This window comes from Ramlibacter sp., assembly GCF_035548915.1.
In the GTDB taxonomy this organism is placed as follows: domain Bacteria; phylum Pseudomonadota; class Gammaproteobacteria; order Burkholderiales; family Burkholderiaceae_C; genus Ramlibacter.
Window position 1 is genome coordinate 1 of sequence record NZ_DASZSE010000016.1, and the last position, 23,125, is coordinate 23,125.

Consider the following 23,125-nt stretch of genomic DNA (forward strand, 5'->3'; position numbering starts at 1 on the left):
CACCATCGAGTGCCCGTCCACCATCTCCATCACGATGATGAAAGCCGTGATGGGCGCCTGCGTGATCGCCGCGAGAAAGCCGGCCATGCCGAGCGCGATCAGCGCGGGCGGCGCCGCGTCGTAAGCGCATAGCAATGCGACGTCGCTGCCGAGCCCCGCGCCGATCGCGAGGGAAGGCGCGAAGAGCCCGCCCGGCACGCCCGACCAGATCGCAAGCCACGTGGCGACGAGCCGCAGTGTGACGTACAGAAGCGGTAGCGCCGTCTGCCCCGCCACCAGCGAGCGCGTGAAGTCATAGCCGCTGCCGAACGTCGCGCCTCCGCTCGCCCAGCCGATGCAGGCGATCGCGAGCCCGCAGCCGGCCGCGAAGCGCACCGGATAGCGCGCCTTGCAGCGGCTGAACACATCCGCGCCGCCCGCGCTCGAGGCGTGCAGCAGCCGCGAAAAGACGCCGCCCAGAAGGCCCGCCAGCACCGCCACCAGCACCGCGGGCCCGATGAAATCGGCGTGCAGCGCGGGCACGCGAATCACGCCGAAATAAGTCGAGTTGCCAAAGGCCGACACGGCCACGAGGCCGGCGAGCACGATGGCCGCCACGAGAAGGCCGCTGCTGCGCTGCTCGATGCGCGGCGTGAGCTCCTCGATGGCGAACATCACGCCCGCGAGCGGCGCGTTGAATGCGGCGGCGATCCCCGCCGCGCCGCCGGCCACCAGGAGCCCGTGCGGCTTGATCGACACGTCCTGCGGCAGCCAGCGCCGGGCGTGCAGCATCACGCCGGCGGCGATCTGCACGGCCGGGCCTTCGCGCCCGATCGCGAGTCCGCCGACAAGCCCCGCCGCGGTGAGGCCGATCTTCGCGACGGCCAGGCGCAAGGAAACGAACCGCCCGCGCTGCGCGGGCGCGACCTCCGGGCGCAGCGCCGCGATCACCTGCGGGATGCCCGAGCCGGCCGTGCCGGGAAACCAGCGGCGCGTGATCCACACGACGAGCGCGCACACCGCCGGTGTCCACACGAAGGGCGCGAGCGGCTCCTCGCGGTTCAGGAGCATGAAGCCGTGCAAGGCGCGTTCGCTGAGCCAGGTGAAGCCGACGACACTCGCGCCGGCGAGCGCGGCGTAGGAAAGGACGATGCAGCGCGCAACCCATTCGCGATGGTCGGCGAGGTCCTTGCGCATCGAGGCGAGGACGCTCGGCTGCGCGTGCGCGTGCGCGGTGTGCGGGTCTTGCATCCACCGATTGTATTTGTCGAAATATACCTGGCGCGAGCCGGACTGCGCCTGCCCGAAGATTGTGTCGGTTTGATGACAACCCACCGTCGCGGGCCGCGGCCGACCGGCGCGCTGGACACCCTCTGCCGTCTTGTGGGAAATTAGCGGCTGGCCGCGGTTCACCCCCCTGCCGCCGCACCCCCCGCGTCGCACCCGATGCCCCGGCCCCGTTGCCGTCGAGGATTCCCATGATCGCCATCAAGGCTGCCCGCAAGTTCATCGAGAGCCATCCCACCGATCCGGATGCCGCCATCCTGGCCGACCTGGTGCTCGCCCTGGAGAACGAGTCGGTGTTCTCGCTCGGCACGCTGTACCGGCTGCGTCCCGACCAGTTCGAGCTCGCGATGAGCATCCTGAACGACTGGCGCATCGACCGCTACTACATCGGCAAGGCGAAGCTCTTCGACATCTCGTGGCAGCACCGCGAATTGCGCAAGCCCGACGCTCCGCCCGAAGGGCAGTAAGCTTCGGGGCATGTCGCTGCGCACCCTCCTGGCCGACGAGGCCGTCTACCGTTACGTGCTCGACCATTCGCTCAGGGAGCATCCCGAGCAGGCGGCCCTGCGCGCGGCGACGCGCGGCCATCCGCGGGCGGGCATGCAGATTTCGCCCGAGCAGGGCCAGTTCATGGCACTCCTTGCCAAGCTCGTCGAGGCGAGACGCTGCATCGAGATCGGCGTCTTCACCGGCTACAGCGCGCTCGGCGTGGCGCTCGCGCTGCCGCACGGCGGCAGGCTCGTGGCGTGCGACATCGAGGACACGAACGTGAACATCGGCCGTCCGTTCTGGGACCGCGCGGGCGTCGCCTCGAAGATCGACGTGCGCATCGCGCCTGCCGACCGGACGCTCCAGTCGCTGCTCGATGCCGGTGAGGCAGGGCAGTACGACTTCGTCTTCATCGACGCGGACAAGACGGGCTACGACACCTACTACGAATACGCGCTGAAGCTGCTGCGCGCGGGCGGTATCGTCGTGCTCGACAACACGCTCTGGGGCGGCTCGGTGGCGCGCGAAGCGCGTGACGAGGATACGCGCGCGATCCAGGCGCTCAACGACAAGCTGCATCGCGACGAGCGCATCGATATGGTGCTGCTGCCGTTTGGCGATGGCGTGACGCTCGCGCGCAAGCGCTGACGCGGCGCCGATGAGCTTGCCGCGCGCGCGGCAGGGCGGCAAGATTTGAATAGACTCCCGCCATGAACCCGAGCGCCGCCGACGCCTGGCTCGTGCGCAGCGCCGCCGTCGCCGCCGCGCAGGCCGAGGGCCGCGCCGTGGTCGCCCTCGAGTCGACCATCATTGCGCACGGCATGCCGTATCCGCAGAACGTGCGCACGGCGCGCGAAGTCGAGGACATCGTCCGCCGCCTCGGCGCGGAGCCCGCGACGATCGCGGTGATGGGCGGGCGAATCCGCATCGGGCTCACGAGGGACGAGCTCGATCTGCTCGGCGCCGAAGGCCACGCCGCGCGCAAAGTGAGCCGCCGCGATCTGCCGGCGGCGCTTTCGAGCGGCGCCCTGGGCGCGACGACCGTGGCCGCGACCATGATCTGTGCGGCGCTCGCGGGCATCGAAGTGTTCGTGACGGGCGGCATCGGCGGCGTGCATCGCGGCGCGGCGCAAAGCTTCGACATTTCGGCCGATCTCCAGGAACTCGCGCGCACGTCGGTCGCCGTCGTGTGCGCCGGGGCCAAGTCGATCCTCGACATCGGCCTCACGCTCGAATACCTGGAAACGCACGGCGTGCCCGTGCTCGCTTGCGGGCAGGACGACTTCGCGGCGTTCTACTCGCGCGAGAGCGGCTTTCGCGCCGATTGCCGCATCGACGATGCCGTGGAGCAGGCGCGGTTCATCCGCACGAAGTGGGCTCTCGGGCTTGCCGGCGGCGTGCTTGTGAGCGCTCCCGCGCCTGAACACGCGGCGATCCCGCGCGAGGAAATCGCGGCGGACATCGACGCAGCGCTGGCCGATGCGAAGTCGCGAGGGATCACGGGCAAGGCCGTGACGCCGTTCCTGCTTGCGCGGCTCAATGCGCTCACGGGCGGCCGCAGCCTCGCTGCGAACATCGCGCTCGTGAAGCACAACGCGGAAGTGGGCGCGCGGCTCGCGCAGGCGCTCGTGTCGATGCGGTAAGCAGAGGTCCGCGGTGCGCCTGCGCGAGGCCCTCGGGCGCGCCGAGTCGCTCGCGCCCGCGGGGCGCATGCGAGCGCGGTTCACCGGCGCGCGGGAAGCTGCGCGCGCGCGTCGTGCTTCGCGAGCCGGCCAAGCAGATGCTCGACTTCCGCGAGCGCCGTCTTCGAGATCGCAGCCGCCGGCTTGCGCTGCGCGGACGAAGCGAGCAGCCCCCGCCGCATCAGCACGTGCTTGCGCACGGCAAGCCCCACGCCCGGCTGCTGCTCGTAGCGCAGGAGCGGCAGGTGCGCGTCGAACCGGTCGTGCGCGGCTTCGCGCTGCCCTGCCGCGGAAAGACGCACCACGTCGCACAGCATGTCGGGAAAGCAGTAGCCCGTGTTCGCGCCGTCCGCGCCGCGTTCCATTTCGTAGTCGAGGAACAGCCCGCCGTTGCCGCAGAGGATCGAGATGTGCCGCATGACGCCTTCGCGTTCCCACTCGCGCAGCTGCGCGATCTTCTCGAGGCCCGGCCAGTCCTCGTGTTTCAGCATGGCGCACGAGGCGAGCTCCGTCACGATGCGGCGGATCACGCCGGGCGTCATCTGCACCGAGAACGTGAGCGGATAGTCCTGGATCACGAAGGGCACGTCGGCACCGATCGCCTCGGCCGCCTGCCGGTAGTAGCCGACGATCTGGTCGTCGGTGCGAAGCGTGTTGGGCGGCGCGATCATCACGCCGGCCGCGCCCGCGTCCATGACTTCTTGCGTCAACGCGCGCATCGCGGCGAAGCCGGGTGCCGATACGCCGACGACCACGGGCCGGCCCGCCATGCGGCGGATCATTCGCGTGGCGACTTCGACCGATTCGGAATGTTCGAGCTTGGCGGCCTCGCCGAGCTGGCCGAGCACCGTGACGCCGGCCGAGCCGCACGCGGCGTAGAAGTCCGCGAGCCGGTCGATGGATGCGAAGTCGATCGCGCCGTCGTCGAAGAACGGCGTGGGCGCGATCGGGAAGACGCCACGGGCGTCGGGGGTGAGCTTCATGGGCTGGGCACTCCTTGCGATCCGCGGATCATCTCGCACATCGCGCACATCGCGCGCGCCCGTGCAGGAGCGGCACCCGGGCCGCCGCCCGCACGCGAGCGATACGAACGTCTGGCTGAAACGATTCTGTACCGGCCGCGGGAACCGCGGCCGCGCGGCGGGTACTTATCGGTCTCTGCAAATGCTTTCACAGGAGTCGTACGATGCCACTTTCTCTTTCTCCCCAGCAAGCGTTCGAACGTGTGCAGCGCCACGATCAGGAGCGCGACGCGTTCATCCTTGGCAGCCCGGTGGGCAAGGAGATCGCCGATGAAGGGACGCTCCGCCTCAAAGTCCCGCGCTCCGTGAAGATTGTTGATGCGGATGCGCCGCGGGCGCCTGTGCAGGAACGCTTCGCGGCGGCGGTGAAGTCGCTCGTCACCTCCGGCGGGCAAGAGCCTTCGAAGGACTCCTGAGCGCGGCGTGGCGCGGCGGTGGAGTTCTCGCGCCTGGAAAATTCCGTACCGGACGATGGAACCGAACCGGCTTCGCCGCCACTCACTTGCTCCTCTTTCAGCGCAATCGAACGATGAATGCATGCTCCGCCGCCGGTGCCCGTGCCGGCGAAGTCCAGAAGAGCCCAGGCCCCGCCATTGCGTCAACCGAGAGTCCCGTCGAAGCCAACGAGCCGCGCGCAGCGATGGCGAAGCTGATGGCGGCACTCGACGGACGTCATGACCCGGTGGACGCGGCGAAGGTGTTCCGGATCATCGACGCGGATATCCGGCGGGTTGTCGCGGCTTGGGAGTCCACCAGCAAAAGACAAGTCGATCGCAGGCTCACGGAGAGCGTCCACGACTGCATCCGCAACGAGATGCTCGCCCATCGCGTCGCCAGAGGCTTCCGCGACGCGGTATGCGACGGAATCGACCGCGTCCTCCAGGCCAATCACGCAGATCCGCAGTCCGAAGCCCAGCAACGGGAGGACCTCCTGTTGCTCATCAGACGGCAGTGCGTGACCCCGTAGCCGGGTTCCTCGACAAAGCCCACCGCACGTGCTCCCGCACGAGCGCGCCCGGATGCTCGAGCCGCGACTGCAAGGCTGCGCGAACCGCCGGATCGTCCTGCAAGCCCAGCGCATTGCCCATCGCCACCGCGATGTTCCTGAGCCACCGCTCATGGCCGATGCGCCGGATCGCACTGCCTTCCGTGCGCCGCAGGAATTCTTCTTCGTTCCATGCGAAGAGCTCCACGAGCTCGCTGCCCGTCAACCCTTCGCGCGGATCGAAATCCGCAAGCGGACTGCGTTGCGCGAACTTGTTCCACGGGCAAGCGAGCTGGCAGTCGTCGCAGCCGTAGATGCGGTTGCCCATGAGGGGCCGCAGCTCCTGCGGGATCGCTCCGGGATGCTCGATCGTGAGATACGAAATGCAACGCCTCGCATCCAGCCGGTACGGCGCGACGATCGCGCGGGTCGGGCACACGTCGATGCAGGCCGTGCACGAACCGCAATGGTCCGTGACCGGTGCCGTCGGCGCGAGCGGCAGCGTGGTGTAGATCTCCCCCAGGAAGAACATCGAGCCGCCCGCCCGATCCAGCACCAGCGTGTGCTTGCCCCGCCAGCCCTGGCCGCTGCGCGAGGCGAGCTCCACTTCCAGCACCGGCGCGGAATCCGTGAAGACCCGGTGTCCGAACGGCCCCACGGCCCCGGCGATGCGGTCGCTCAAGCTCTGCAGTCTCGCGCGCAACACCTTGTGGTAGTCGCGGCCCCGGGCATAGAGCGACACGACGGCCTCCTTCGGCTTCGCGAGGCGATTGAACTCGACGGCCTGCCAGCCCTCCAACGTTGCGGCGGGGAGGTAGTCCATGCGCGCGGTGATCACGCTCACGGTCCCGGGCACGAGTTCCGCCGGGCGTGCGCGCTTCAGGCCGTGGGCGGCCATGTAGGCCATCTCGCCGTGAAATCCGTTATCGAGCCAGGCGAGAAAACCCGGCTCCGCGCTCGAAAGATCGACACCGGCCACCCCGATTTGGGAGAATCCGAGCGCACGAGCCCACTCGCCGATCCGATCCGGCTGTAAAGGAAGATCGCCCTGACCGCTCACGAACGTCACTCGCCGATTCTAGAAACCCCGCCGCGCATGGTGCGCTGGCGCACCGAAGCCGACACCCGCGCGTTTGCCGCGCGGCTCGCCGCGCACCCGCTCATCGCCAACGCGTTCATCGAGCTCGAAGGCGACCTGGGCGCGGGCAAGACCACCTTCACGCGCCATCTGCTGCACGCCCTGGGCGTGGAAGGCCGCGTGAAGAGTCCCACGTACACGGTGGTGGAGCCGCACGAGGCGGCCGGGTTCGCGGTGTGGCACTTCGATTTCTACCGCTTCGACGATCCGCGCGAATGGGAAGACGCGGGCCTGCGCGACATCTTCGCATCGCCGGGCCTGAAGATCGCCGAGTGGCCCGAGAAAGCGGCGGGGCTCCTGCCCACGCCCGACCTCGTCGTGCGCATCGAAGCGCAGGCCGACGAAACGCGCGAAGTGACGCTCACGCCGCTCACCGAACGCGGGCAGGAGTTGCTCTCGTGAAGCGCCGCGACGTGATCCAGCGCGGCAGCGTGGTGCTTTTGCTCGGCGCGCACCAGATCGCTTTCGGCGCGACCATCGTGGCCGTGCGCGTGTGGCCCGCGGCGGAGTACACGCGCGTCACGATCGAATCGGACGCGAAACTCGCATCGCGGCAGGCGCCCACCACCACGCCCGCGGGGCTGGCTGTCGACATCGAGGGCATCGAACTCAACCCGGCGCTGAAGGAACTCGTGGGCCAGCTGAAGGCGGACGATCCCTTCATCGCCGCCGTGCGCATCGGACAGCACTCGCCCGGCACGGTGCGGCTTTTCATCGAGCTGAAGCAACCCGCGCTGCCGCAGGTATTCAACCTGCCGCCGGTGGCCGCGTACCAGCATCGGCTCGTCTTCGACTTCTATCCGGTGAAGCAGGTGGACCCGCTCGATGCGCTCATCGCGGAGCTGAAGGACAAGCCGCCCCGGCCTTCGGTCGACGTGACGCCGCCACGGCCGAACGCGAATTCGAACGATCCGCTGGGCGAACTCATCGCCGAACGCAGCGAACGCGCGGTGCGGCCCTCCACCACGGTCGCGGAATTGCCCCGCCCGCTGAAGTCGGCGCCGCCTCGCAGCGTCGGCAAGACCGATCGCCTGATCGTGATCGCGCTGGACCCCGGCCACGGCGGCGAAGACCCCGGCGCCGTCGGCCCGAGCGGCACGCGCGAGAAGGACATCGTGCTGCAGGTCGCGCAGCGCCTGCGCGAGCGCATCAACGCGACGACGGTCAACGGCAATCCGATGCGCGCCTTCATGACGCGCGACTCCGACTTCTTCGTGCCGCTGCACGTGCGCGTGCAGAAGGCGCGGCGCGTGCAGGCCGACCTCTTCATGAGCATCCACGCCGACGCGTTCATCGAGCCCACCGCGCGCGGCGCATCGGTGTTCGCCTTGAGCCAGGGCGGCGCATCGAGCGCGGCGGCGCGCTGGCTCGCCGACAAGGAAAACCGCTCGGACCTGATCGGCGGGATCGACATCAAGACGCAGGATGTCCACGTGTCGCGCGCGCTGCTCGACATGAGCACGACCGCGCAGATCAAGGACAGCCTGAAGCTCGGCAGCGCGCTGCTCGGCGAAATCGGCGGCGTGGGCCGCCTGCACAAGGGGCTGGTCGAACAGGCGGGCTTCGCCGTGCTGAAGGCGCCCGACATTCCGAGCGTGCTCGTGGAGACGGCCTTCATCAGCAACCCCGACGAGGAACAGAAGCTGAGGCGCGACGACTACCAGGACGCGCTCGCCGACGCGCTGATGCGCGGCATCGAGCGCTACTTCGCGAAGAACCCGCCGCTCGCGCGCAACCGGGCTGTGTGACACCGAATGACAGCGTTCCCGCGCGAGCGGACGCTCTCGTTCTTCAGAGGTATTCCTTGTCCGACGAGCCCTGACCGCGGCTGCCGGGCACGACCGAAGCGATCGCGTGCTCCGCATTCTGCCGGGGCATCGGCTGGTCCGGGGATGCGCTTGCAGCGATCGGGCGATCCGCGTTCAGCTGGGGCATCGCCTGGCCCGGGAAGGCTGTTGTCCAGCGCCGTTGCAGACCTCGGAGGATGGCCAGATTCGGCTCGAGCAGCAGGGAGTGGGCTTCCATGGCCTCTCGCAAGGGACGGTCTCTGATATGGTTGTTTTGAATGCTTTGGCAGTTGCTCTCGCAAGCAAGGATTCGCTTTTCCAGTTCGCCCTTCGACATCGGTTCCTTGTTCAGACGTTCGAGGTAGGTCGAGGCGCCGGTTTCGTTCTGCGTCACTTCTTGCGCGAGCTGGCCGAGTCGCTCCCGACACGTCGGCCGTTGATTCTCGATGTCGGTAGGTGCCGACTTGCGGTCGGTTTTCGAGTCCGTGCGCAGGTCGGCGTAGGCCTTGCCGATCTCAACCTGCAGTTCGGCCTGCCGCCCATCGAGCCTTTTCACGGCATTCGTGAGAGATTTCCTCTCCCACCACCCGGGGGACGGTTGACTCAGGGAGAGCGGGCTGGACTTGAGATTGGCAGTTGCGCCATCCGCGGGACGCTTCTCGAGACTCAGAATTCTTGGATCTTTCGAGCCGCCGACACCTTCACCGGCGGCTGGGCGCGGCTCGCCCGAATCGTCAAAGCGTCGAGCTGCATCAGCTCTATTGAGCGACCACATGGGTTAGTCCTTCGATAAGAAGATATGTTCTCCGAAGTAACGACCGGCCCGAACTCGTTCCATCCAACCGACCATACTTTGGGCTGGCCTTGCACCACTCACGCCAAGATGCAGTCAGGTGCATCCCGTTGCTCGCCGCGGCCACGATGACACGCATTCGAAGTCTCGGGCGCCGAGCGCGATCCGCGCGCGCCTCAGGCACAGCAATGTCGTGGCTTCGGCGCGGCACCGGCGATGAAGGGCACCGCGCGGGGGTCACCGGCGGTTTCGGCTTGCACGGGCTCGCGCGGACAAGACGACAGGCCCCGTCAAGCCGCTCCTACAGTCCCGCTGAGGCCTGCTTCCTACAGTAGACGCACGCTACGGCCGCGGCTCGAACCTCAATGCGGCTACCAACAAGGATCAGGAAGGTGAACGCTATGAAGACCCGTTTGATCGCCACGATGCTCGCCGCTGCCACGCTGCTGGGCCTGGGTGGCTGCGCATCGATGGACCGTGAGACCACCGGCACGGTGGGTGGCGCGGTGGTGGGTGGCCTGCTCGGCAACGCCATTGCCGGCACCGGCGGCGCGATCGTCGGCGGTGCGGCCGGCGCGTACGTCGGCAACCAGGCCGCGAAGCGCTGACGCGCCTCGTGGACAACGACAGCGTTCCCGCGCGAGCGGGACGCTGTCGTTCCGTTCAGACTTACCTCTTGCACCGCGCAGCCCTGACGTCTTGCGTCTCCGGTTCCGGGTGGCCCGCGATCTCCCCGCTTTCGATGCGCCAGGCCTCGCATCCGGCGAGCGCTAAGATGCATTCATGCGGTGTTTCCCGATCCTGCTCGCCGCGGCGGCGATGACGCTCGCGTTCGAAGTTCAGGCGGACGAACGCGCGCTCGACACCGAAGTCATGGCCGCCGCGCCGCCCGTGCAGCGCGCCTGCCCCGGCGAATTGCCCTCGGGCGCGCTCTGCTTCGCCGGCCAGGACGGCGTGGGCTCGACCTACTGGGTGGCGCTTCCCGAAGCCTGGAACCACGACGTGCTCGTCGTGCACACCCACGGCGGACCGGCAGACACCGGGCCCGCGCGACCTTCGCGCGCGCTCGAAGACCTGAAACGCTGGGCCGTGACCGTGAAGGCGGGCTACGCCTGGGCCGGCACGACGTACCGGCGCGGCGGCTACGGCGTCACGATGGCCGCCGAAGACGCCGAACGGCTGCGGCGGATCTTCGTTCGCTTCTTCGGCACGACGCGCCGCACGCTCCTGCACGGCAACAGCTACGGCGCGGGCGTGGCCGCGAAGACCGCGGAACTGTTCGCGACCGTCGACGGCCGCCGCGGCCCCTACGATGGCGTGCTGCTCACGAGCGGCGTGCTCGGCGGCGGCGTGCGCGACTACGAGTTCCGGCTCGACCTGCGCGTGGTCTATCAATTCTTCTGCCGCAATCATCCGCGCCCCGACGAGCCCGCCTACCCGCTGTGGATGGGCCTGCCCAAGGAGAGCACCCTCACGCGTGCCGAACTCGCGCGCCGCGTGGACGAGTGCACGGGCGTGCGGCATCCAGTCGCCGAACGCACGATGGCACAGCGCTCGCGGCTCGCGGCCATCCTCGACGTGATCCGCATTCCCGAGAAGACGCTCGTAGCCCACCTCGCCTGGGCGACCTTCCTCTTTCGCGACCTGACGCAGATTCGGCTGGGCGGACGCAATCCGTGGGGCAACGTCGGCGCCACGTACCAGGGCTCGGAGCAGGACGACGTGCTGAACGCGGGCGTGCTGCGCTATCCGGCCGATCCGGCCGCCGTGGCGCAGCTCGCCGCGGACAGCGCGCCCACCGGGCGCGTGAACGTGCCGATCCTCACGCTGCACGCGGTGGACGACCCCACGGCCTTCGTCGAATTCGAATCCGCATATCGCGCCGTCCTGGAGCGCGCGGGCACGGCCGATCTGCTCGTGCAGACGTTCAGCGATGACGCCGAACATAGCTACCTCGGCGACACGAAGTACGTCGCGGAATTCCAGGCGCTTTTGGCGTGGATTGACCAGGGCAACAAGCCCACGCCGCTCGCGGTCGCGCAGCGTTGCCTCGGTCTCGAGCCGCGCTACGGCGCCACGTGCCGCATGCTGCCCGGGTACTTTCCCGCGCCGCTCGAGTCCCGGGTCGCGCCGCGGCCTCGGTGAGTTGCCGCGCCGGCTCTTTCGGTCAGTAGAGCGGCGACGGATACAGGATGGCCGGCAGCGCGAGCTGGCCGTTCACGAGGCCGAAGAAGCGCAGCGACGGCCCTTCGGCCGGCGTCGCGCCCAGCACCTTGTAGCCGAGGAACTCGCCGACACCCTGCGGCACGCCCGCCGCCGGGCAGCCCGTGCCGCTGAAGGCCGCGCGCAGCCGGTAGATGTTGCGGTTCGGATCGGTCGCATGCAGCGTGCCCTCGATCACGCAGTTGAGCGCGTAGAGGCCCGCGATGCGCCCGGTCTGCCCGTCGATGCGGACGCTGTCGCCATTGAACCAGCCGCCATTCGGCAGCGCGGCCGTGTTCGGTGCCGTGCCGACGTACGTCTGCGCGAGCGTGAAGTCGCTCGCCACCAGCGGCTGCGTGGCCGAGCCGAGCGTGAGGTGCATGCGGGGGTTGCCGCGCGTGTCGAAGTCGGGCCCCATCGTCGCGCTCACCGTCACGGTGCCGGTCACGAACGTGCTGCTGGATGCGGCGCGATGCGAAAGCACCGCCCCGATGCTCGTCGCGTGCGCGCCCGTCACGTTGAAGGTGCCCATGATCACGTCCTCGGCATTCGGCGTCTGCGGCGCCGCGGTCGAACTCACGGTCGCGATGAAGCGTCCGCTCGAATCCACCAGCATCTGGATCGCCGGTGCGAACGTGTCGGCAAGGGTGGCCGACGGACCTTCGAAGCCCTGGTACTCGCCGCCGATCAGGTTCGTGACCGCGGCCACGGGCGGATCGATGAAGCCGCCCACGGGCGAGAGCGAGCCGTCGGGAATGTGCGCGTTCGGGTTCGTGACGCGCACGGCGTCGAACATCACGAGATCGTTGTCGATGAGCGCTGCCATCTGCAGCACGGCGTCGCCCTGCTCCGCGCCCGCGGGCTGGTGCGCCGTGCGCAGGTACCCGAGGAATTTCGAGGGCGCGTTCGAGGTGCCTGGGCAGCCGGGGCCCTGCAGCGTGGTCTGGAACGTGTAGACCGGACTCGTGTCCGAGGTGATGATCGTGTCCGCGATGATGTGGCACGCATCGTTGATCTGGCCCACGATGTGGCCGTTCGCGTCGATCGCGAATTCGATGCCTTGCGAGCCGTGCATGTAGAGGCCCTGCAGCGTGGCCTTCGAAGCCGTCGCGAACGCCGGATCGGGCGGCGTATAGCTGAGCGTGAGCTGCGGAAACTGGATCGCGGGCAGCGGCGGCGGCGGCACGTTCACGACCAGCCGGACGCCCGCCTGGACGCTGCCCGTGATGGTCGTCGTGCCGGTGCCGTAGAGCACCGAGCTCAGCGCGCCCGCGGGCGCGATGCGGTAGCCGATGTCGGCCGGGCCAATCGTCCACGAGTTGTCGGCCTGCAGCGCCGCATGGCCGTCGAACATCGCATCGACCTTCTGCTGCGGATCGGTGCGGCTCACCTGCCCGACCATGTAGCCCGTGGCGTCGGCAAAGACGAAGCCGTCGTTGCCGCTGCCGGGCGCCGCGACCCAGAAGCCCGCGAGCGGCGTGCCCGGAACGGATGTGTCGACGCCGCCGCCGCTGCCGCAGGCGGACAACACGAGCGCCAGGGCCAGGGCCGCCGCGGCATCGAGCCATGCAGCCAGGCGTGCAGTGAATGCCTTCGTTCGCATCGCGCTTCCTCTTCGGGCGTGACGCCCGCCGATACCGATCTTATCCGCGCCGCGCGCGCCATCCGCTCGCGATCACGATGAGGCCGGGAACGAGGATCATGGTCCAGATGATCTTGTCGAGATTCGCCTTGACCCATGGGACGCTGCCGAAGAAGTAGCCCGCGGTGACGACCGAGCCGACCCACAGGGCGCCGCCCGCGACGTCGTAAAGCGTGAACCTGGCGCGCGTCATGCGCGCCACGCCGGCCACGAACGGGGCGAAGGTGCGCAGGAAAGGCGCAAAGCGCGCGGCGACGATCGTGATGCCGCCGTACTTCTCGTAGAACGCGTGGGCGCGATCGAACGCGTGCTTGTTGAAGTAGCGCGAGTGTTCCCACTGGAAGACGCGCGGGCCGAAGAAGCGGCCGATCGTGTAGTTGCTCTGGTTGCCCGCCACCGCGGCGGCGAAGAGGAGGCCGAGCGAAAGCGGATAGCTGAGGACGCCCGCGCCCGACAGCGCCCCCACCACGAAGAGGAGCGAGTCGCCGGGGAGGAACGGCATCACCACCAGGCCCGTCTCGACGAAGATGATGAGAAAAAGGAGCGCGTAGACCCAGCTGCCGTAGTTGCCGATGAACGCTTCGAGGTGCCGGTCGACGTGCAGGGCGAAGTCGAGCACGAAGGCGAGGAATTCCATGGGGCGCGATTATCTCCGGCGGGTCCTAGAATCGACGGCTGTGCACGCCGTCCTCACCCCGCCCGAGCGCCGACCGATCCGCGAGCTGCCCGACGAACTGGTGAGCCAGATCGCCGCGGGCGAGGTGGTCGAGCGGCCCGCTTCCGTCGTGCGCGAACTGGTGGACAACGCGCTCGACGCGGGTGCCTCGCAAGTCACGGTGCGGCTGCTGGCCGGCGGCGTGCGGCTCGTCTCGGTCGAAGACGACGGCATGGGCATCGCGCGCGAGGAACTGCCGCTCGCGTTGCGCCGCCACGCGACGAGCAAGATCGGCTCGCTGGCCGATCTCGAGTCGGTGGCGACGATGGGATTTCGCGGCGAGGCGCTGGCGGCGATCGCATCCGTCTCCGATCTCAGCATCCTCTCGCGCACGGGCGGCGATGCCACGGCGTGCCTGCTCGAAGCGTCGACGGGCGAACTGCGGCCTGCCGCGCGCGCGGTCGGCACGACGGTGGAAGTGAAGGAGCTTTTCTTCAGCACGCCTGCCCGGCGCAAGTTCCTGAAGACCGATGCCACCGAACTCGCGCATTGCGTCGAAGCCGTGCGGCGGCATGCGCTCGCGCGGCCTGACGTGGGCTTCGCGGTGTGGAACGAGGGGCGGCTCGTGGAGCAATGGCGCCCGGCGAGTTTCGACGGGCGGCTGGCCGACGTGCTGGGCGAAGACTTCGTCGCGCGCAGCGTGACGCTCGAGTACGAGGCGGGGCCGGTGCGCGTGCGCGGTCGCGCGGGCCTCCCCGATGCGGCGCGGTCGCGTTCGGACTGGCAGTTCGCCTACGTGAACGGCCGCTACGTGCGCGACAAGGTGCTTTCGCATGCCGCGCGCAGTGCGTACGAGGACGTGCTGCATGGGCAGAAGCAGCCGGTCTATGCGATGCGGGTGGAAGTCGATCCGGCGCGCGTGGACGTGAACGTGCATCCGACGAAGATCGAGGTGCGTTTTCGCGATGGGCGGGAGGTGCATCAGGCCGTGCGGCATGCGATCGAGAATGCGCTGGCCGCGCCGCGGGCGGGGATGGCGGGAGTTGGGTCCGGCGCGGAAGCGCCGGCGCACCGGAGGCCGACGCCGTGGGTGCAGCCGGCGATGCAGTTCGGGCATGTGGTGTCGGATGTGGGGGCGTTGTGGGGAAGTGGGTCCTCTGCGGCCGCGTCCGGTCCTGCCGGCGACCCTGCTTCCTCTTCCGGCATCTCCGCTTTCTCTCCCGTCATTCCCGCTTCCTCACCCGCCATACCCCCGTCCTCTTCCCTCATTCCCGCCCCCTCACCCGTCATTCCCGCCTCACCCGTCATAACCGCCTCACCCGTCAGTCCCGCGAAAGCGGGAATCCAGGACTTCCAGGGCGCCCTGGATTCCCGCTTTCGCGGGAATGACGGGGAGGGACACGACACCCGCTCCCAGTGGCCGCTCGGCCGCGCCATCGCCCAGCTCCACGGCATCTACATCCTCGCCGAGAACGCCGAGGGCCTCGTCATCATCGACATGCATGCCGCGCACGAACGCATCGTGTACGAGCAGCTCAAGTCCCAGGCCGACACGCACGCCGTGAAAAGCCAAGCCCTCCTCATCCCCGCCACTTTCGCCGCCACGCCGCAGGAAGTCGCGACCGCCGAATCGAACGCGGCCGCGCTTGCCGAGCTCGGACTCGAGATCACACCCTTCTCTCCGAAAACGCTCGCGGTGCGCAGCGTGCCCAGCACGCTCGCGCACGGCGACCCCATCGAGCTCTCACGCAGCGTGCTGGCCGAACTGGCTCAGCACGATGCGAGCGGCGTCATCGAACGCGCACGCAACGAGTTGCTCGCCACGATGGCGTGCCACGGTGCGGTCCGCGCGAATCGCAAACTCACCGTCGAGGAAATGAACGCGCTGTTGCGGCGGATGGAAGAGACGCAGCGTTCGGATCAGTGCAATCACGGACGGCCAACGTGGCGGCAGGTGACGGTGAGGGAGCTGGATGCACTGTTCATGCGGGGGAGGTGAAGGGTGCGTTTGGGTCGGGGTGGGTGAGGGCTTGCGTTGCGTGTGACTGAGTGGGATCGGGGCGCTCGTGCCCCCATCTCAGTCACCACCGCGACTCTACCGCCCCCCGCCGCAACACCTCCAGCACCGCACGCACCTCATCGATCGGCACCTGCCCGGGCGCGGACGCATTCGCTCCCACCGCAAACGTGAGCGCCGAGCCGAACACCCCGCCCGCAAGCCGAGTCACAGCCCCCAGCCCTCCCATCGCCATACCCACCACCGGGATTCGCAGCGCGCGACTCGCCCGCAGCGTCGCCTGCAGCAGCGCGAGCACGTCTTCCTCGCGCCGCGGCATCACGGCGATCTTCGCCACATCGGCTCCGAGCCGCTCGGCCCGCTCGAATCCTTCCAGCAGCCGATCCGGCTCGGGCGTCCGATGGAAATCGTGCCACGATAGCACGAGCCCGACCCCATTCGCGCGCGCGGCATCGCGCACCTCGCTCAGGTGTCGCGGCTCACTCGCGGCTTCGAAGTCCACCAGGTCGGCCGCGCCGGCCCGACACACTTCGCGATAAAGCGCGACTACCTGCTCCTCGCCGATCGAAGCGGCCTCGCCGCCCTCACGCATCGACCTGCGCGTGAAAAGCAGCGGCATCCCGGGAGCGGCGCTGCGAATGGCGGCGGCCGTGTCGATCACCAGGCGCGCATCGCCGATCCCCGAGAAGAAATCCACACGCCACTCGAGCAGATCGGGCCCGCGCGCCGCGACGGCCGCCGCCTCGGCGACGAGCGCATCGCGGTCTCGCGCAACGAGCGGCGCGCAGATCGCGGGCAGGCGCCCGCCCGCAAGCGCCGAGCCGTGAACATGGATAGGTCGCATCGCGACCATTCTAGGCAGAGGCGATGCCGGCCCGGAAGAGACTTCGAACGGACCTCCAGCGCGATGCGCCGCGGGCAGCGCCGCGACGGCTCACGCGTGTTCCGGCTTCGTGCGCGCCTCGTTCAGAAGCGAGATCAGCGCATCCAGCTCCACCGGCTTCGTGAGGTGCGCGTCGAACCCCGAGGTGCGCGTGCGCCGCCGGTCGTCTTCGTTGCCGTAGCCGGTCATCGCGATCATGAAGGCGTTCTCGACCCCGGGCAGCGCAAGGAGCCTGCGGCGCGTCTCGAAACCGTCCATGCCCGGCATGGCGAGATCGAGCATGATCACATCCGGCTTCATGCGCTCGGCCGTCTCCAGCGCCGCGGCGCCGGTGTACGCGCACTCCGCGTCGTTGCCGAGCAGGCGCAGGATGTCGGTGGCGCTGTCCGCCGAGTCCCGGTTGTCGTCCACGACCAGCACTTTCAATCCGCTCACTTCGTCCTCCCGTTGACGCGATGTTTCGGCCTCCTCCGCGGCGGCCGAGGCCAGCCGCACGGTGAAGGTGCTGCCCTGGCCGGGCCCGCTGCTGGATGCCTCCAGCGAGCCGCCGTGCAGCTCCACGAGCGAGCGCGCGAGCGTGAGCCCGATGCCCAGCCCGCTTTCGCCGCCGCTGCCCGTCTCGGCCTGCATGAACAACTCGAAGATCCGGTCGAGCTGCGAGGGCTCGATGCCGCGCCCGTTGTCCGAGATGGTGACGGTCGCGAAGCCATCGCCTTCCGCGAGCGCGAGGCGGATCAGCCCGCCGTCGGGCGTGTACTTCGCGGCATTCACGAGCAGGTTCTGCAGCACCTGCGACAGGCGCACCGAATCGCCTTGCACGTACACGGAGGCGGACGGCATATCCAGTTCGAGCCGGTGGCGGCGCGCCTCGATCACGGGCCGCGCGGTCTCCACGCTGCGCATCACCACGTCCGACAGGCGCAGCAGCTCCTTGCGCAGCTTGATCTTGCCCGTGGTGAGGCGCCCCACGTCGAGCAGGTCGTCCACGAGCCGCGTGATCTGCGTGAGCTGCCGGTCGATCACGTCGCGCACGTTGCGCAGCGCCGGGCTCGCGATCGATTCGAGCTGCATGATCGTGACCGCGTTGCGGATCGGCGCGAGCGGGTTGCGCAGTTCGTGCGCGAGCATCGCCAGGAATTCGTTCATGCGGCGGCTGGAGCTTTCGAGCTCTTCCAGGCGGCGGCGCTCCGTCATGTCGCGCGTGACCTTGGCGTAGCCGAGCAGCCGCCCTTCGCTGTCGCGCATCGCGGTCACGATCACGTTGGCCCAGAAGAGCGTGCCGTCCTTGCGCACGCGCCAGCCCTCGTCCTCCACGCGGCCCTGGTCGCGCGCGAGCGCGAGCTTGCGCTCGGGCTTGCCCATCGCGGCTTCCTCCGGCGTGTAGAACATGCGGTAGTGGCGGCCGATCACCTCGTCGGCGGTGTAGCCCTTGATCGCCTGCGCGCCGCCGTTCCAGCTGCGCACGAACCCCTCGGGGTCGAGCATGAAGATCGCGTAGTCGCGCACGCTCTCCACGAGCAGGCGCAGCCGCTGCTCGCTCTGGCGCAGCTCTTCTTCGTGCCTGCGGCGCTCGGTGAGGTCGCGCGTGATCTTCGCGTAGCCCGCGAGCGTGCCGTCCGGCTCGCGCAGCGCGGTGATGACCACGTTCGCCCAGAAACGCGTGCCGTCCTTGCGCAGGCGCCAGCCTTCGTCTTCGAAGCGGCCGAGCGCGGCCGCGCGGCGCAGTTCCTCCTGCGGCCAGCCCGCGGCGACGGCTTCGGGCGGATAGAACACGGAGAAGTGATGACCGAGGATCTCCTCGCGGCTGTAGCCCTTCAGCCGTTGCGCTCCGGAGTTCCAGGAGCTGATGTGGCCTTCGGGATCGAGTACGAAGATGCCGTAATCCGTGACCGCGTCGATGAGCAGCTGAAGCCGCTGCTCGAAGGCCTGGCCGTTTTCGGGGGTGATGCTGTTGACTTGTTCCACGCTGGTCGCGATACCGACGCTCGGCATTATCGAGCCCGGTGGTTGGGAGCGCGCCCCAGCATTGTGCAAACGCGGCACAGTCCTACAGACGCAAGACGGCGGCCGCGTCTCGACAGCACGTTCTGCTAACCTCGGCCGCATGCTCGCCCCACGCTCGAAGCCGCCCGTCGTCGCGCTGGCGGGGCCGACGGCCAGCGGCAAGAGCGCGGCGGCGCTGGCGCTCGCGAGCGAACTGCGAGCCGAGATCGTGAGCGTGGATTCGGCGCTCGTCTACCGCGGCATGGACATCGGCACCGCCAAGCCGACGCGCGCGGAGCTTGCTGCGGTGCCGCACCATCTCATCGACATCCGCGATGCGCGGGAAGCCTACAGCGCGGCGGAGTTCGCGGCGGACGCCCTGAATTGCATCGAAAGTATCCGCTCCCGCGGCAATGCGACGCTGCTCGTGGGCGGCACGATGCTTTACTTCAAGGCGCTCTTCGAAGGGCTGGACGCGATGCCGCCGGCAGACCCGGCGATCCGCGCGCGGATCGACGCCGAGGCTCGCGAGCGCGGCTGGCCGGCGATGCACGCGCAGCTCGCGCAAGTGGATGCGGCGACTGCGGCGCGGCTCGCGCCGAACGATTCGCAGCGCATCCAGCGCGCGCTGGAAGTGTTCCGCTCGGTGGGGCGGCCCCTGTCTTCTTTCCATGCGGCGCCGGGCGGCCTGCGCGGCCTGCGCGGCATGAGCCCTGACATGTTCCTCTCGCTCGAACCCGCGGACCGCGGCTGGCTGCACGAACGCATCGCGCGGCGCTTCGACGCCATGCTCGCCGCGGGCTTCCTCGATGAAGTGCGCACGATGCGCGCGCGCGGCGACTTGTCGCTCGCGCTGCCGAGCGTGCGCAGCGTGGGCTACCGGCAGGCGTGGGAGCTGCTCGATGCCCAGGACCTGGCGCACAACGCGCAGCCCTTTCCCCTCGACACCTTGCGCGAGCGCGGCATCGCCGCGACGCGACAGCTCGCCAAGCGCCAGCTCACCTGGCTGCGCGGCATGGCGGATCGACAGGTCGTCGCCTGCGACGCCCCCGATGCGCTCGCGCGGCTCCTCGCACTCGCGAAGGCGTTGCGGTGATTCTTTCTGTCCGGGGCCTGGCCAAGCGCTATGGCGACACGCCCGTCTTTCGCGACGTCTTCCTCGATGCCGGCGCGGGCGAATTCGTCGCGATCGTCGGCGAATCGGGCGTGGGCAAATCGACGCTGCTCAACTGCATGGCCGGGCTCGACACGTGGGAGGAAGGCAGTGTGCTGCTGCAGGGCGCGGACCTCGGAGCGCTCGACGACGCGCAGCGCGCGCTCTTGCGCCGGCGCCTGGTCGGCTTCGTGTTCCAGGCATTTCATGTGCTGCCGCATCTGGACGTGGCGCAAAACGTCGGCCTGCCGCTCTTGCTGCTGGGACGGCCCGATGCGGGCCGGGTGGAGGAACTGCTCGATGCGGTCGGCCTGCGGGGTCTCGGCGCGCGGCTGCCGCAGGAGCTGAGCGGGGGGCAACTGCAACGCGTCGCCATCGCACGCGCGGTCGTGCATGCGCCCAAACTGCTGTTGGCCGACGAACCCACCGGCAACCTCGATCCGGCGACGGCGGCTCGCGTGATGGAAGTGCTCCGGACGCAAGCCAGGCGCGCGAACGCGGCGCTCGTGCTCGCGACGCATTCGCAAGCGGCGGCCGCGCGAGCCGACCGGGTGCTTCAGCTCACGAGCGAAGGCATCACTGCTGCGTCGTCTGCACACCCAGCCAGCTAGCGAGTTCGGCCGTGGGCATGGCGCCTTCGTGCGTGACGACGGCGCCGCTTTGCGCGTTCTTCGTCACGAGCGCGGGGACGGAATTGAAGCCGTACTTGTTGAAGAGTTCGGTGTTCGACTTCACCGTGGCGAGTTGCGGCTCGATGTTGCCTTGCGCGACGATGCCGCCCTGCTTTTCGCGCATGGAGGCTTCATGGCCCTCCATCGCGGCGGCCGGGTCCGGCGAAGCGAGAATAGCCGCGCCTTGCGTGGTGCTGTTGCCGTTCAGGAGGCTGATGGGCAGCCACACGAAGCGGGCCTGCGTCTTCAGGGGCTTCGCGAATTCCCACAGCGCCGCGCAATGGGGGCATTGCGCGTCGAAGAAGACGTAGACCACACGCGCGCTCATCGCCGGGCCGACGCTGAAGCCCTGCGCCTTCGATGCGATCGCGTCGATGTCGACGGCGGCGGGCTTCTGCGCGGCAGCGGACCCGGCGGTGGCGGCGGACGATGGAGCCGGGGCTTCTTCCTTGCCGCAGGCGGCGAGCGTCACGGCGGCGGCCGCGAAAAGACAGGCGAGTGCGATTCTCATGCGATGGGGGCCCGGGTGGGGCGAAACGGCCGGAAGCCGGCGACCCCGCTATTGTGCTCGACGCACAACCCGGCCGAGCGCACCCGTCAATGGAGCCTTCCGTCGCGCAGCTCTCGCTCGAGGCGCTCGCGCTCGGCCTTTTCCTCTTCGAGCAGTTCGCTCACCTCGGCCAGTTCCTCGGCGGCCTGGCCGATCTTGCGGCCGACCGCTTCACTCTGGTCGAGCGCCCATGCGACGTCGCCCTGCTGCGTCTCGGGGGGCAGTTGGCGCTCGAGCGCCTCGTGCGCGAGGTCGAGTTCCGCTTCGGCCACCTGCAAGTCGCCATGAACCTTGCCGGTCTTGCGCTGAGCCGTCTCGATCGGCAAGGGCGAATGGGGTGTGGGGATGCGTGTCATGAACCGGACGATAACGGCGAAGCCCTGCCATGCCGTGTCGGCGCGATGCGGTGCGTCGCGCGGGATCGCGCCGCGCGAAGCCCTTCCTTGGCTTGCCGTCGTCCGGCGTCTCCCCTGCAAGGCGGAACTTCTCCTACACGGGAAGCCGCGGCTCATGCAGATGATCGGCGGGTCACAACACACTCACACACACACACACACAGGAGAATCGAGATGCCCAACAGCCGTGGAGAAAAAGACGCTTGCGACCTGCTGGATACGGATCACCGCAACGTGAAGAAGATGTTCAAGGAGTACGAAGAGCTCATGAACTCGCGCGCGCGCAATGTGGCACAGAAGAAGATGGAGCTCGCGCGTCAGATCTGCCAGGAGCTCACCGTGCACGCGCAGATCGAGGAGGAGATCTTCTACCCGGCGCTGCGCGAGACGCTGAAGGAAACGGACATGATCGCCGAGGCCGAGGTCGAGCATCAGTCGGCGAAGGACCTCATCGCGCAGATCGAAGGCATGTCGGAGCCCGACGAGATGTTCGACGCGAAGGTGAAGGTGCTCGGCGAATACATCGATCATCACGTGAAGGAAGAACGCAACGAAATCTTCCCGAAGGCGCGTGGCGTGCGCAAGCTCGATCTCGTCGGCATGCGCGATCAGCTCGAGGCGCGGAAGGATGAGCTGATGGGAGAGATGGCGTAGGCCGCCTGGCCGCGCGATCGCATACCCGCTACCGTTGGAGCGCCTATCCGCATGCGCGGGCCGGTTGACTCTCCGTCAGTCCACGCGACAATCGGAAGTCGGCTACTCCCATGCAGAGTCATCCATCGGTTTCCCTCCAGGGCTCATGCCACTGCGGCGCGGTGAGGCTGACCTTGCCTGCCATGCCGCAGAAGGCGACGCGCTGCAACTGTTCGCTCTGCCGACGACTCGGCTCGGTATGGGCGTACTTCGAGTTCGGCACGGTCGTGATCGAAGGTCATCCCGAACGAACGGATGAGTACGTTCAGGGAGACAGGACCTTGCGCACGATCCGCTGCAAGACATGCGGCGTTGTGACGCACTGGGAGCCGCTGCCACCGCAGCCCGGGGCACGACACGGCGTCAACCTGAACAACTTCGAGCCCCGGCTTCTCGAGTCCGTGCCCATTCGCCGCTTCGACGGGGCGGATACATGGAAATTCCTTGACGAGGAAAGCGAGTGACGCTGTGGCGAGGTCTTCGGCAAGTCCAATGTGCGACCCCGTCGATGACAATGTTCGCCCGCATCTGTATGCTCTGGAGAAAAGTACACATTCCAGGACGGCCATGAGGGGCTCGCATGGGGCCGATTTCCGTCCGTCGACTGCGGCGGCAGCCCATTGGAACGAATCATCTTGCGTCTCTGGTCGCTACACCCCCGATATCTCGATCCGCAAGGCCTGGTTGCGCTCTGGCGCGAGGCGCTTCTCGCGCAAGCGGTCCTTCAGGGCAACACACGGGGCTACAAGTCTCACCCTCAGCTGGAACGCTTTCGCGCGCGGCGCAACCCTGTGGCCGCGGTCGGCGCCTACCTGGTGGCGGTGTGCGACGAAGCTCGCGAACGCGGGTATGCCTTCGACCGGACGAAGATCGCCATGGCAAAGTCGCACAAGCCGATCCCGGTGACCGCTGGACAAGTTGCCTACGAGTGGCAGCACCTCCTCGGCAAGCTCGCCGGACGCAGCGTGGAGATTCATCGGCGACTGCGCACGGTGCAAACGCCGCAGTGCCACCCCCTGTTCGAAATCACTGCCGGCGATGTCGAGGCGTGGGAGCGGCCCAGCGCAAGAGAATAGCTCCCGCCCCGCGCGGCTGAGGAAGTGGCCACTGCGGCGCACC

The 23,125-nt window shown here is 68.5% G+C and carries 25 protein-coding genes; 15 read left to right on the forward strand and 10 right to left on the reverse strand.

The genetic code is table 11. The annotated features are described in order from the left end of the window. On the reverse strand, positions 1-1,230 hold a 1,230-nt coding region (locus tag VHA82_RS03635), incomplete at its 3' end, for a chloride channel protein (protein ID WP_325540373.1). Between the two features lie 227 nt (positions 1,231-1,457). Between VHA82_RS03635 and VHA82_RS03640 the strand changes: the two genes are divergently transcribed. The 3 genes from VHA82_RS03640 (at position 1,458) to VHA82_RS03650 (ending at position 3,398) form a co-directional block, all read left to right on the forward strand. Then, entirely contained in the window at positions 1,458-1,733 is a 276-nt protein-coding gene (locus VHA82_RS03640; RefSeq protein WP_325540375.1) for a hypothetical protein, read from the forward strand. 10 nt (positions 1,734-1,743) lie between these two features. Further along, positions 1,744-2,403 (forward strand): class I SAM-dependent methyltransferase, encoded by a 660-nt coding sequence (locus tag VHA82_RS03645; protein WP_325540377.1) that lies wholly within the window; start codon positions 1,744-1,746, stop codon positions 2,401-2,403. A 62-nt stretch (positions 2,404-2,465) separates the two neighbouring features. Further along, positions 2,466-3,398, forward strand: coding sequence for a pseudouridine-5'-phosphate glycosidase (locus VHA82_RS03650; protein WP_325540379.1), 933 nt, complete (start codon positions 2,466-2,468; stop codon positions 3,396-3,398). Between the two features lie 80 nt (positions 3,399-3,478). On the opposite strand, the gene VHA82_RS03655 is transcribed toward VHA82_RS03650, so the two are convergent. Continuing rightward, on the reverse strand, positions 3,479-4,420 hold the full coding sequence (locus tag VHA82_RS03655) for a dihydrodipicolinate synthase family protein (protein WP_325540381.1): 942 nt from the start codon (positions 4,418-4,420) through the stop codon (positions 3,479-3,481). A 242-nt stretch (positions 4,421-4,662) separates the two neighbouring features. On the opposite strand from VHA82_RS03655, the gene VHA82_RS03660 reads away from it, so the two are divergent. Then, the gene (locus tag VHA82_RS03660) at positions 4,663-4,875 is read left to right on the forward strand and encodes a hypothetical protein (protein ID WP_325540383.1); all 213 of its coding nucleotides are present in this window, start codon (positions 4,663-4,665) and stop codon (positions 4,873-4,875) included. A gap of 224 nt (positions 4,876-5,099) precedes the next feature. Beyond that, on the forward strand, positions 5,100-5,426 hold the full coding sequence (locus tag VHA82_RS03665; RefSeq protein ID WP_325540385.1) for a hypothetical protein: 327 nt from the start codon (positions 5,100-5,102) through the stop codon (positions 5,424-5,426). Here the strand turns inward: VHA82_RS03665 and queG are convergent. Beyond that, positions 5,401-6,465 (reverse strand): tRNA epoxyqueuosine(34) reductase QueG, encoded by a 1,065-nt coding sequence (queG, locus tag VHA82_RS03670; RefSeq protein WP_325540551.1) that lies wholly within the window; start codon positions 6,463-6,465, stop codon positions 5,401-5,403. The two genes, VHA82_RS03665 and queG, sit on opposite strands and share 26 nt — an antisense overlap. A 75-nt stretch (positions 6,466-6,540) precedes the next feature. On the opposite strand from queG, the gene tsaE reads away from it, so the two are divergent. Further along, a complete protein-coding gene (gene tsaE, locus VHA82_RS03675) occupies positions 6,541-6,984 on the forward strand; it encodes a tRNA (adenosine(37)-N6)-threonylcarbamoyltransferase complex ATPase subunit type 1 TsaE (RefSeq protein WP_325540387.1) in 444 nt (147 codons plus the stop codon). Then, entirely contained in the window at positions 6,981-8,330 is a 1,350-nt protein-coding gene (locus tag VHA82_RS03680; protein WP_325540389.1) for an N-acetylmuramoyl-L-alanine amidase, read from the forward strand. The genes tsaE and VHA82_RS03680 overlap by 4 nt, the downstream gene beginning before the upstream one ends. A 43-nt stretch (positions 8,331-8,373) precedes the next feature. Here the strand turns inward: VHA82_RS03680 and VHA82_RS03685 are convergent, their stop codons facing one another. After that, entirely contained in the window at positions 8,374-9,144 is a 771-nt protein-coding gene (locus tag VHA82_RS03685; RefSeq protein ID WP_325540391.1) for a hypothetical protein, read from the reverse strand. 419 nt (positions 9,145-9,563) lie between these two features. On the opposite strand from VHA82_RS03685, the gene VHA82_RS03690 reads away from it, so the two are divergent. Both VHA82_RS03690 and VHA82_RS03695 read left to right on the forward strand, forming a co-directional pair. After that, a complete protein-coding gene (locus tag VHA82_RS03690; protein ID WP_325540393.1) occupies positions 9,564-9,770 on the forward strand; it encodes a glycine zipper 2TM domain-containing protein in 207 nt (68 codons plus the stop codon). Positions 9,771-9,945: 175 nt separating this feature from the next. Further along, the gene (locus VHA82_RS03695) at positions 9,946-11,307 is read left to right on the forward strand and encodes a hypothetical protein (RefSeq protein ID WP_325540395.1); all 1,362 of its coding nucleotides are present in this window, start codon (positions 9,946-9,948) and stop codon (positions 11,305-11,307) included. 22 nt (positions 11,308-11,329) lie between these two features. Here the strand turns inward: VHA82_RS03695 and VHA82_RS03700 are convergent, their stop codons facing one another. Together VHA82_RS03700 and VHA82_RS03705 are read right to left on the reverse strand one after the other, a co-directional pair. Next, positions 11,330-12,967, reverse strand: coding sequence for a hypothetical protein (locus VHA82_RS03700; RefSeq protein WP_325540397.1), 1,638 nt, complete (start codon positions 12,965-12,967; stop codon positions 11,330-11,332). A 40-nt stretch (positions 12,968-13,007) separates the two neighbouring features. Continuing rightward, positions 13,008-13,643, reverse strand: a complete 636-nt coding sequence (locus VHA82_RS03705; RefSeq protein WP_325540399.1) for a VTT domain-containing protein — start codon at positions 13,641-13,643, stop codon at positions 13,008-13,010. Here VHA82_RS03705 and mutL point away from each other — a divergent pair. Continuing rightward, on the forward strand, positions 13,642-15,660 hold the full coding sequence (mutL, locus tag VHA82_RS03710; RefSeq protein ID WP_414708617.1) for a DNA mismatch repair endonuclease MutL: 2,019 nt from the start codon (positions 13,642-13,644) through the stop codon (positions 15,658-15,660). The genes VHA82_RS03705 and mutL overlap by 2 nt on opposite strands. Before the next feature lie 82 nt (positions 15,661-15,742). Here the strand turns inward: mutL and aroD are convergent, their stop codons facing one another. After that, positions 15,743-16,522, reverse strand: a complete 780-nt coding sequence (gene aroD, locus VHA82_RS03715) for a type I 3-dehydroquinate dehydratase (RefSeq protein WP_325540403.1) — start codon at positions 16,520-16,522, stop codon at positions 15,743-15,745. A 90-nt stretch (positions 16,523-16,612) separates the two neighbouring features. Then, the gene (locus tag VHA82_RS03720; RefSeq protein WP_414708618.1) at positions 16,613-18,553 is read right to left on the reverse strand and encodes a PAS domain-containing hybrid sensor histidine kinase/response regulator; all 1,941 of its coding nucleotides are present in this window, start codon (positions 18,551-18,553) and stop codon (positions 16,613-16,615) included. Positions 18,554-18,665: 112 nt separating this feature from the next. Between VHA82_RS03720 and miaA the strand changes: the two genes are divergently transcribed. Both miaA and VHA82_RS03730 read left to right on the forward strand, forming a co-directional pair. Continuing rightward, positions 18,666-19,640, forward strand: a complete 975-nt coding sequence (gene miaA, locus VHA82_RS03725) for a tRNA (adenosine(37)-N6)-dimethylallyltransferase MiaA (protein ID WP_325540407.1) — start codon at positions 18,666-18,668, stop codon at positions 19,638-19,640. Continuing rightward, positions 19,640-20,308, forward strand: coding sequence for an ABC transporter ATP-binding protein (locus VHA82_RS03730; protein ID WP_325540553.1), 669 nt, complete (start codon positions 19,640-19,642; stop codon positions 20,306-20,308). Before miaA ends, VHA82_RS03730 begins: the two co-directional genes overlap by 1 nt. On the opposite strand, the gene VHA82_RS03735 is transcribed toward VHA82_RS03730, so the two are convergent. Together VHA82_RS03735 and VHA82_RS03740 are read right to left on the reverse strand one after the other, a co-directional pair. Next, positions 20,274-20,879, reverse strand: a complete 606-nt coding sequence (locus VHA82_RS03735; RefSeq protein WP_325540409.1) for a DsbC family protein — start codon at positions 20,877-20,879, stop codon at positions 20,274-20,276. The genes VHA82_RS03730 and VHA82_RS03735 overlap by 35 nt on opposite strands. A gap of 86 nt (positions 20,880-20,965) precedes the next feature. Beyond that, positions 20,966-21,274: a hypothetical protein gene (locus tag VHA82_RS03740; protein ID WP_325540411.1), complete on the reverse strand. Its 309-nt coding sequence runs from the start codon at positions 21,272-21,274 to the stop codon at positions 20,966-20,968. A 213-nt stretch (positions 21,275-21,487) separates the two neighbouring features. On the opposite strand from VHA82_RS03740, the gene VHA82_RS03745 reads away from it, so the two are divergent. From VHA82_RS03745 to VHA82_RS03755, 3 genes are all read left to right on the forward strand, one after another. Continuing rightward, the gene (locus tag VHA82_RS03745; protein ID WP_325540412.1) at positions 21,488-21,967 is read left to right on the forward strand and encodes a hemerythrin domain-containing protein; all 480 of its coding nucleotides are present in this window, start codon (positions 21,488-21,490) and stop codon (positions 21,965-21,967) included. 182 nt (positions 21,968-22,149) lie between these two features. Further along, the gene (locus VHA82_RS03750) at positions 22,150-22,470 is read left to right on the forward strand and encodes a GFA family protein (protein ID WP_325540414.1); all 321 of its coding nucleotides are present in this window, start codon (positions 22,150-22,152) and stop codon (positions 22,468-22,470) included. A gap of 156 nt (positions 22,471-22,626) precedes the next feature. Next, the gene (locus VHA82_RS03755; RefSeq protein WP_325540416.1) at positions 22,627-23,082 is read left to right on the forward strand and encodes a pyrimidine dimer DNA glycosylase/endonuclease V; all 456 of its coding nucleotides are present in this window, start codon (positions 22,627-22,629) and stop codon (positions 23,080-23,082) included. The last annotated feature ends 43 nt before the right edge of the window (positions 23,083-23,125 follow it).

Bases quoted from the DNA above. Each gene is read 5' to 3' on its own strand.
- VHA82_RS03740 (WP_325540411.1), bottom strand. From the start codon at position 21,274: ATGACACGCATCCCCACACCCCATTCGCCCTTGCCGATCGAGACGGCT.
- VHA82_RS03645 (WP_325540377.1), top strand. From the start codon at position 1,744: ATGTCGCTGCGCACCCTCCTGGCCGACGAGGCCGTCTACCGTTACGTG.
- tsaE (WP_325540387.1), top strand. From the start codon at position 6,541: ATGGTGCGCTGGCGCACCGAAGCCGACACCCGCGCGTTTGCCGCGCGG.
- VHA82_RS03745 (WP_325540412.1), top strand. From the start codon at position 21,488: ATGCCCAACAGCCGTGGAGAAAAAGACGCTTGCGACCTGCTGGATACG.
- VHA82_RS03695 (WP_325540395.1), top strand. From the start codon at position 9,946: ATGCGGTGTTTCCCGATCCTGCTCGCCGCGGCGGCGATGACGCTCGCG.
- VHA82_RS03650 (WP_325540379.1), top strand. From the start codon at position 2,466: ATGAACCCGAGCGCCGCCGACGCCTGGCTCGTGCGCAGCGCCGCCGTC.
- miaA (WP_325540407.1), top strand. From the start codon at position 18,666: ATGCTCGCCCCACGCTCGAAGCCGCCCGTCGTCGCGCTGGCGGGGCCG.
- VHA82_RS03640 (WP_325540375.1), top strand. From the start codon at position 1,458: ATGATCGCCATCAAGGCTGCCCGCAAGTTCATCGAGAGCCATCCCACC.
- VHA82_RS03685 (WP_325540391.1), bottom strand. From the start codon at position 9,144: ATGTGGTCGCTCAATAGAGCTGATGCAGCTCGACGCTTTGACGATTCG.
- VHA82_RS03720 (WP_414708618.1), bottom strand. From the start codon at position 18,553: ATGCCGAGCGTCGGTATCGCGACCAGCGTGGAACAAGTCAACAGCATC.
- aroD (WP_325540403.1), bottom strand. From the start codon at position 16,522: ATGCGACCTATCCATGTTCACGGCTCGGCGCTTGCGGGCGGGCGCCTG.
- VHA82_RS03700 (WP_325540397.1), bottom strand. From the start codon at position 12,967: ATGCGAACGAAGGCATTCACTGCACGCCTGGCTGCATGGCTCGATGCC.
- VHA82_RS03655 (WP_325540381.1), bottom strand. From the start codon at position 4,420: ATGAAGCTCACCCCCGACGCCCGTGGCGTCTTCCCGATCGCGCCCACG.
- VHA82_RS03735 (WP_325540409.1), bottom strand. From the start codon at position 20,879: ATGAGAATCGCACTCGCCTGTCTTTTCGCGGCCGCCGCCGTGACGCTC.
- VHA82_RS03705 (WP_325540399.1), bottom strand. From the start codon at position 13,643: ATGGAATTCCTCGCCTTCGTGCTCGACTTCGCCCTGCACGTCGACCGG.
- VHA82_RS03665 (WP_325540385.1), top strand. From the start codon at position 5,100: ATGGCGAAGCTGATGGCGGCACTCGACGGACGTCATGACCCGGTGGAC.
- mutL (WP_414708617.1), top strand. From the start codon at position 13,642: ATGGGGCGCGATTATCTCCGGCGGGTCCTAGAATCGACGGCTGTGCAC.
- VHA82_RS03690 (WP_325540393.1), top strand. From the start codon at position 9,564: ATGAAGACCCGTTTGATCGCCACGATGCTCGCCGCTGCCACGCTGCTG.
- VHA82_RS03750 (WP_325540414.1), top strand. From the start codon at position 22,150: ATGCCGCAGAAGGCGACGCGCTGCAACTGTTCGCTCTGCCGACGACTC.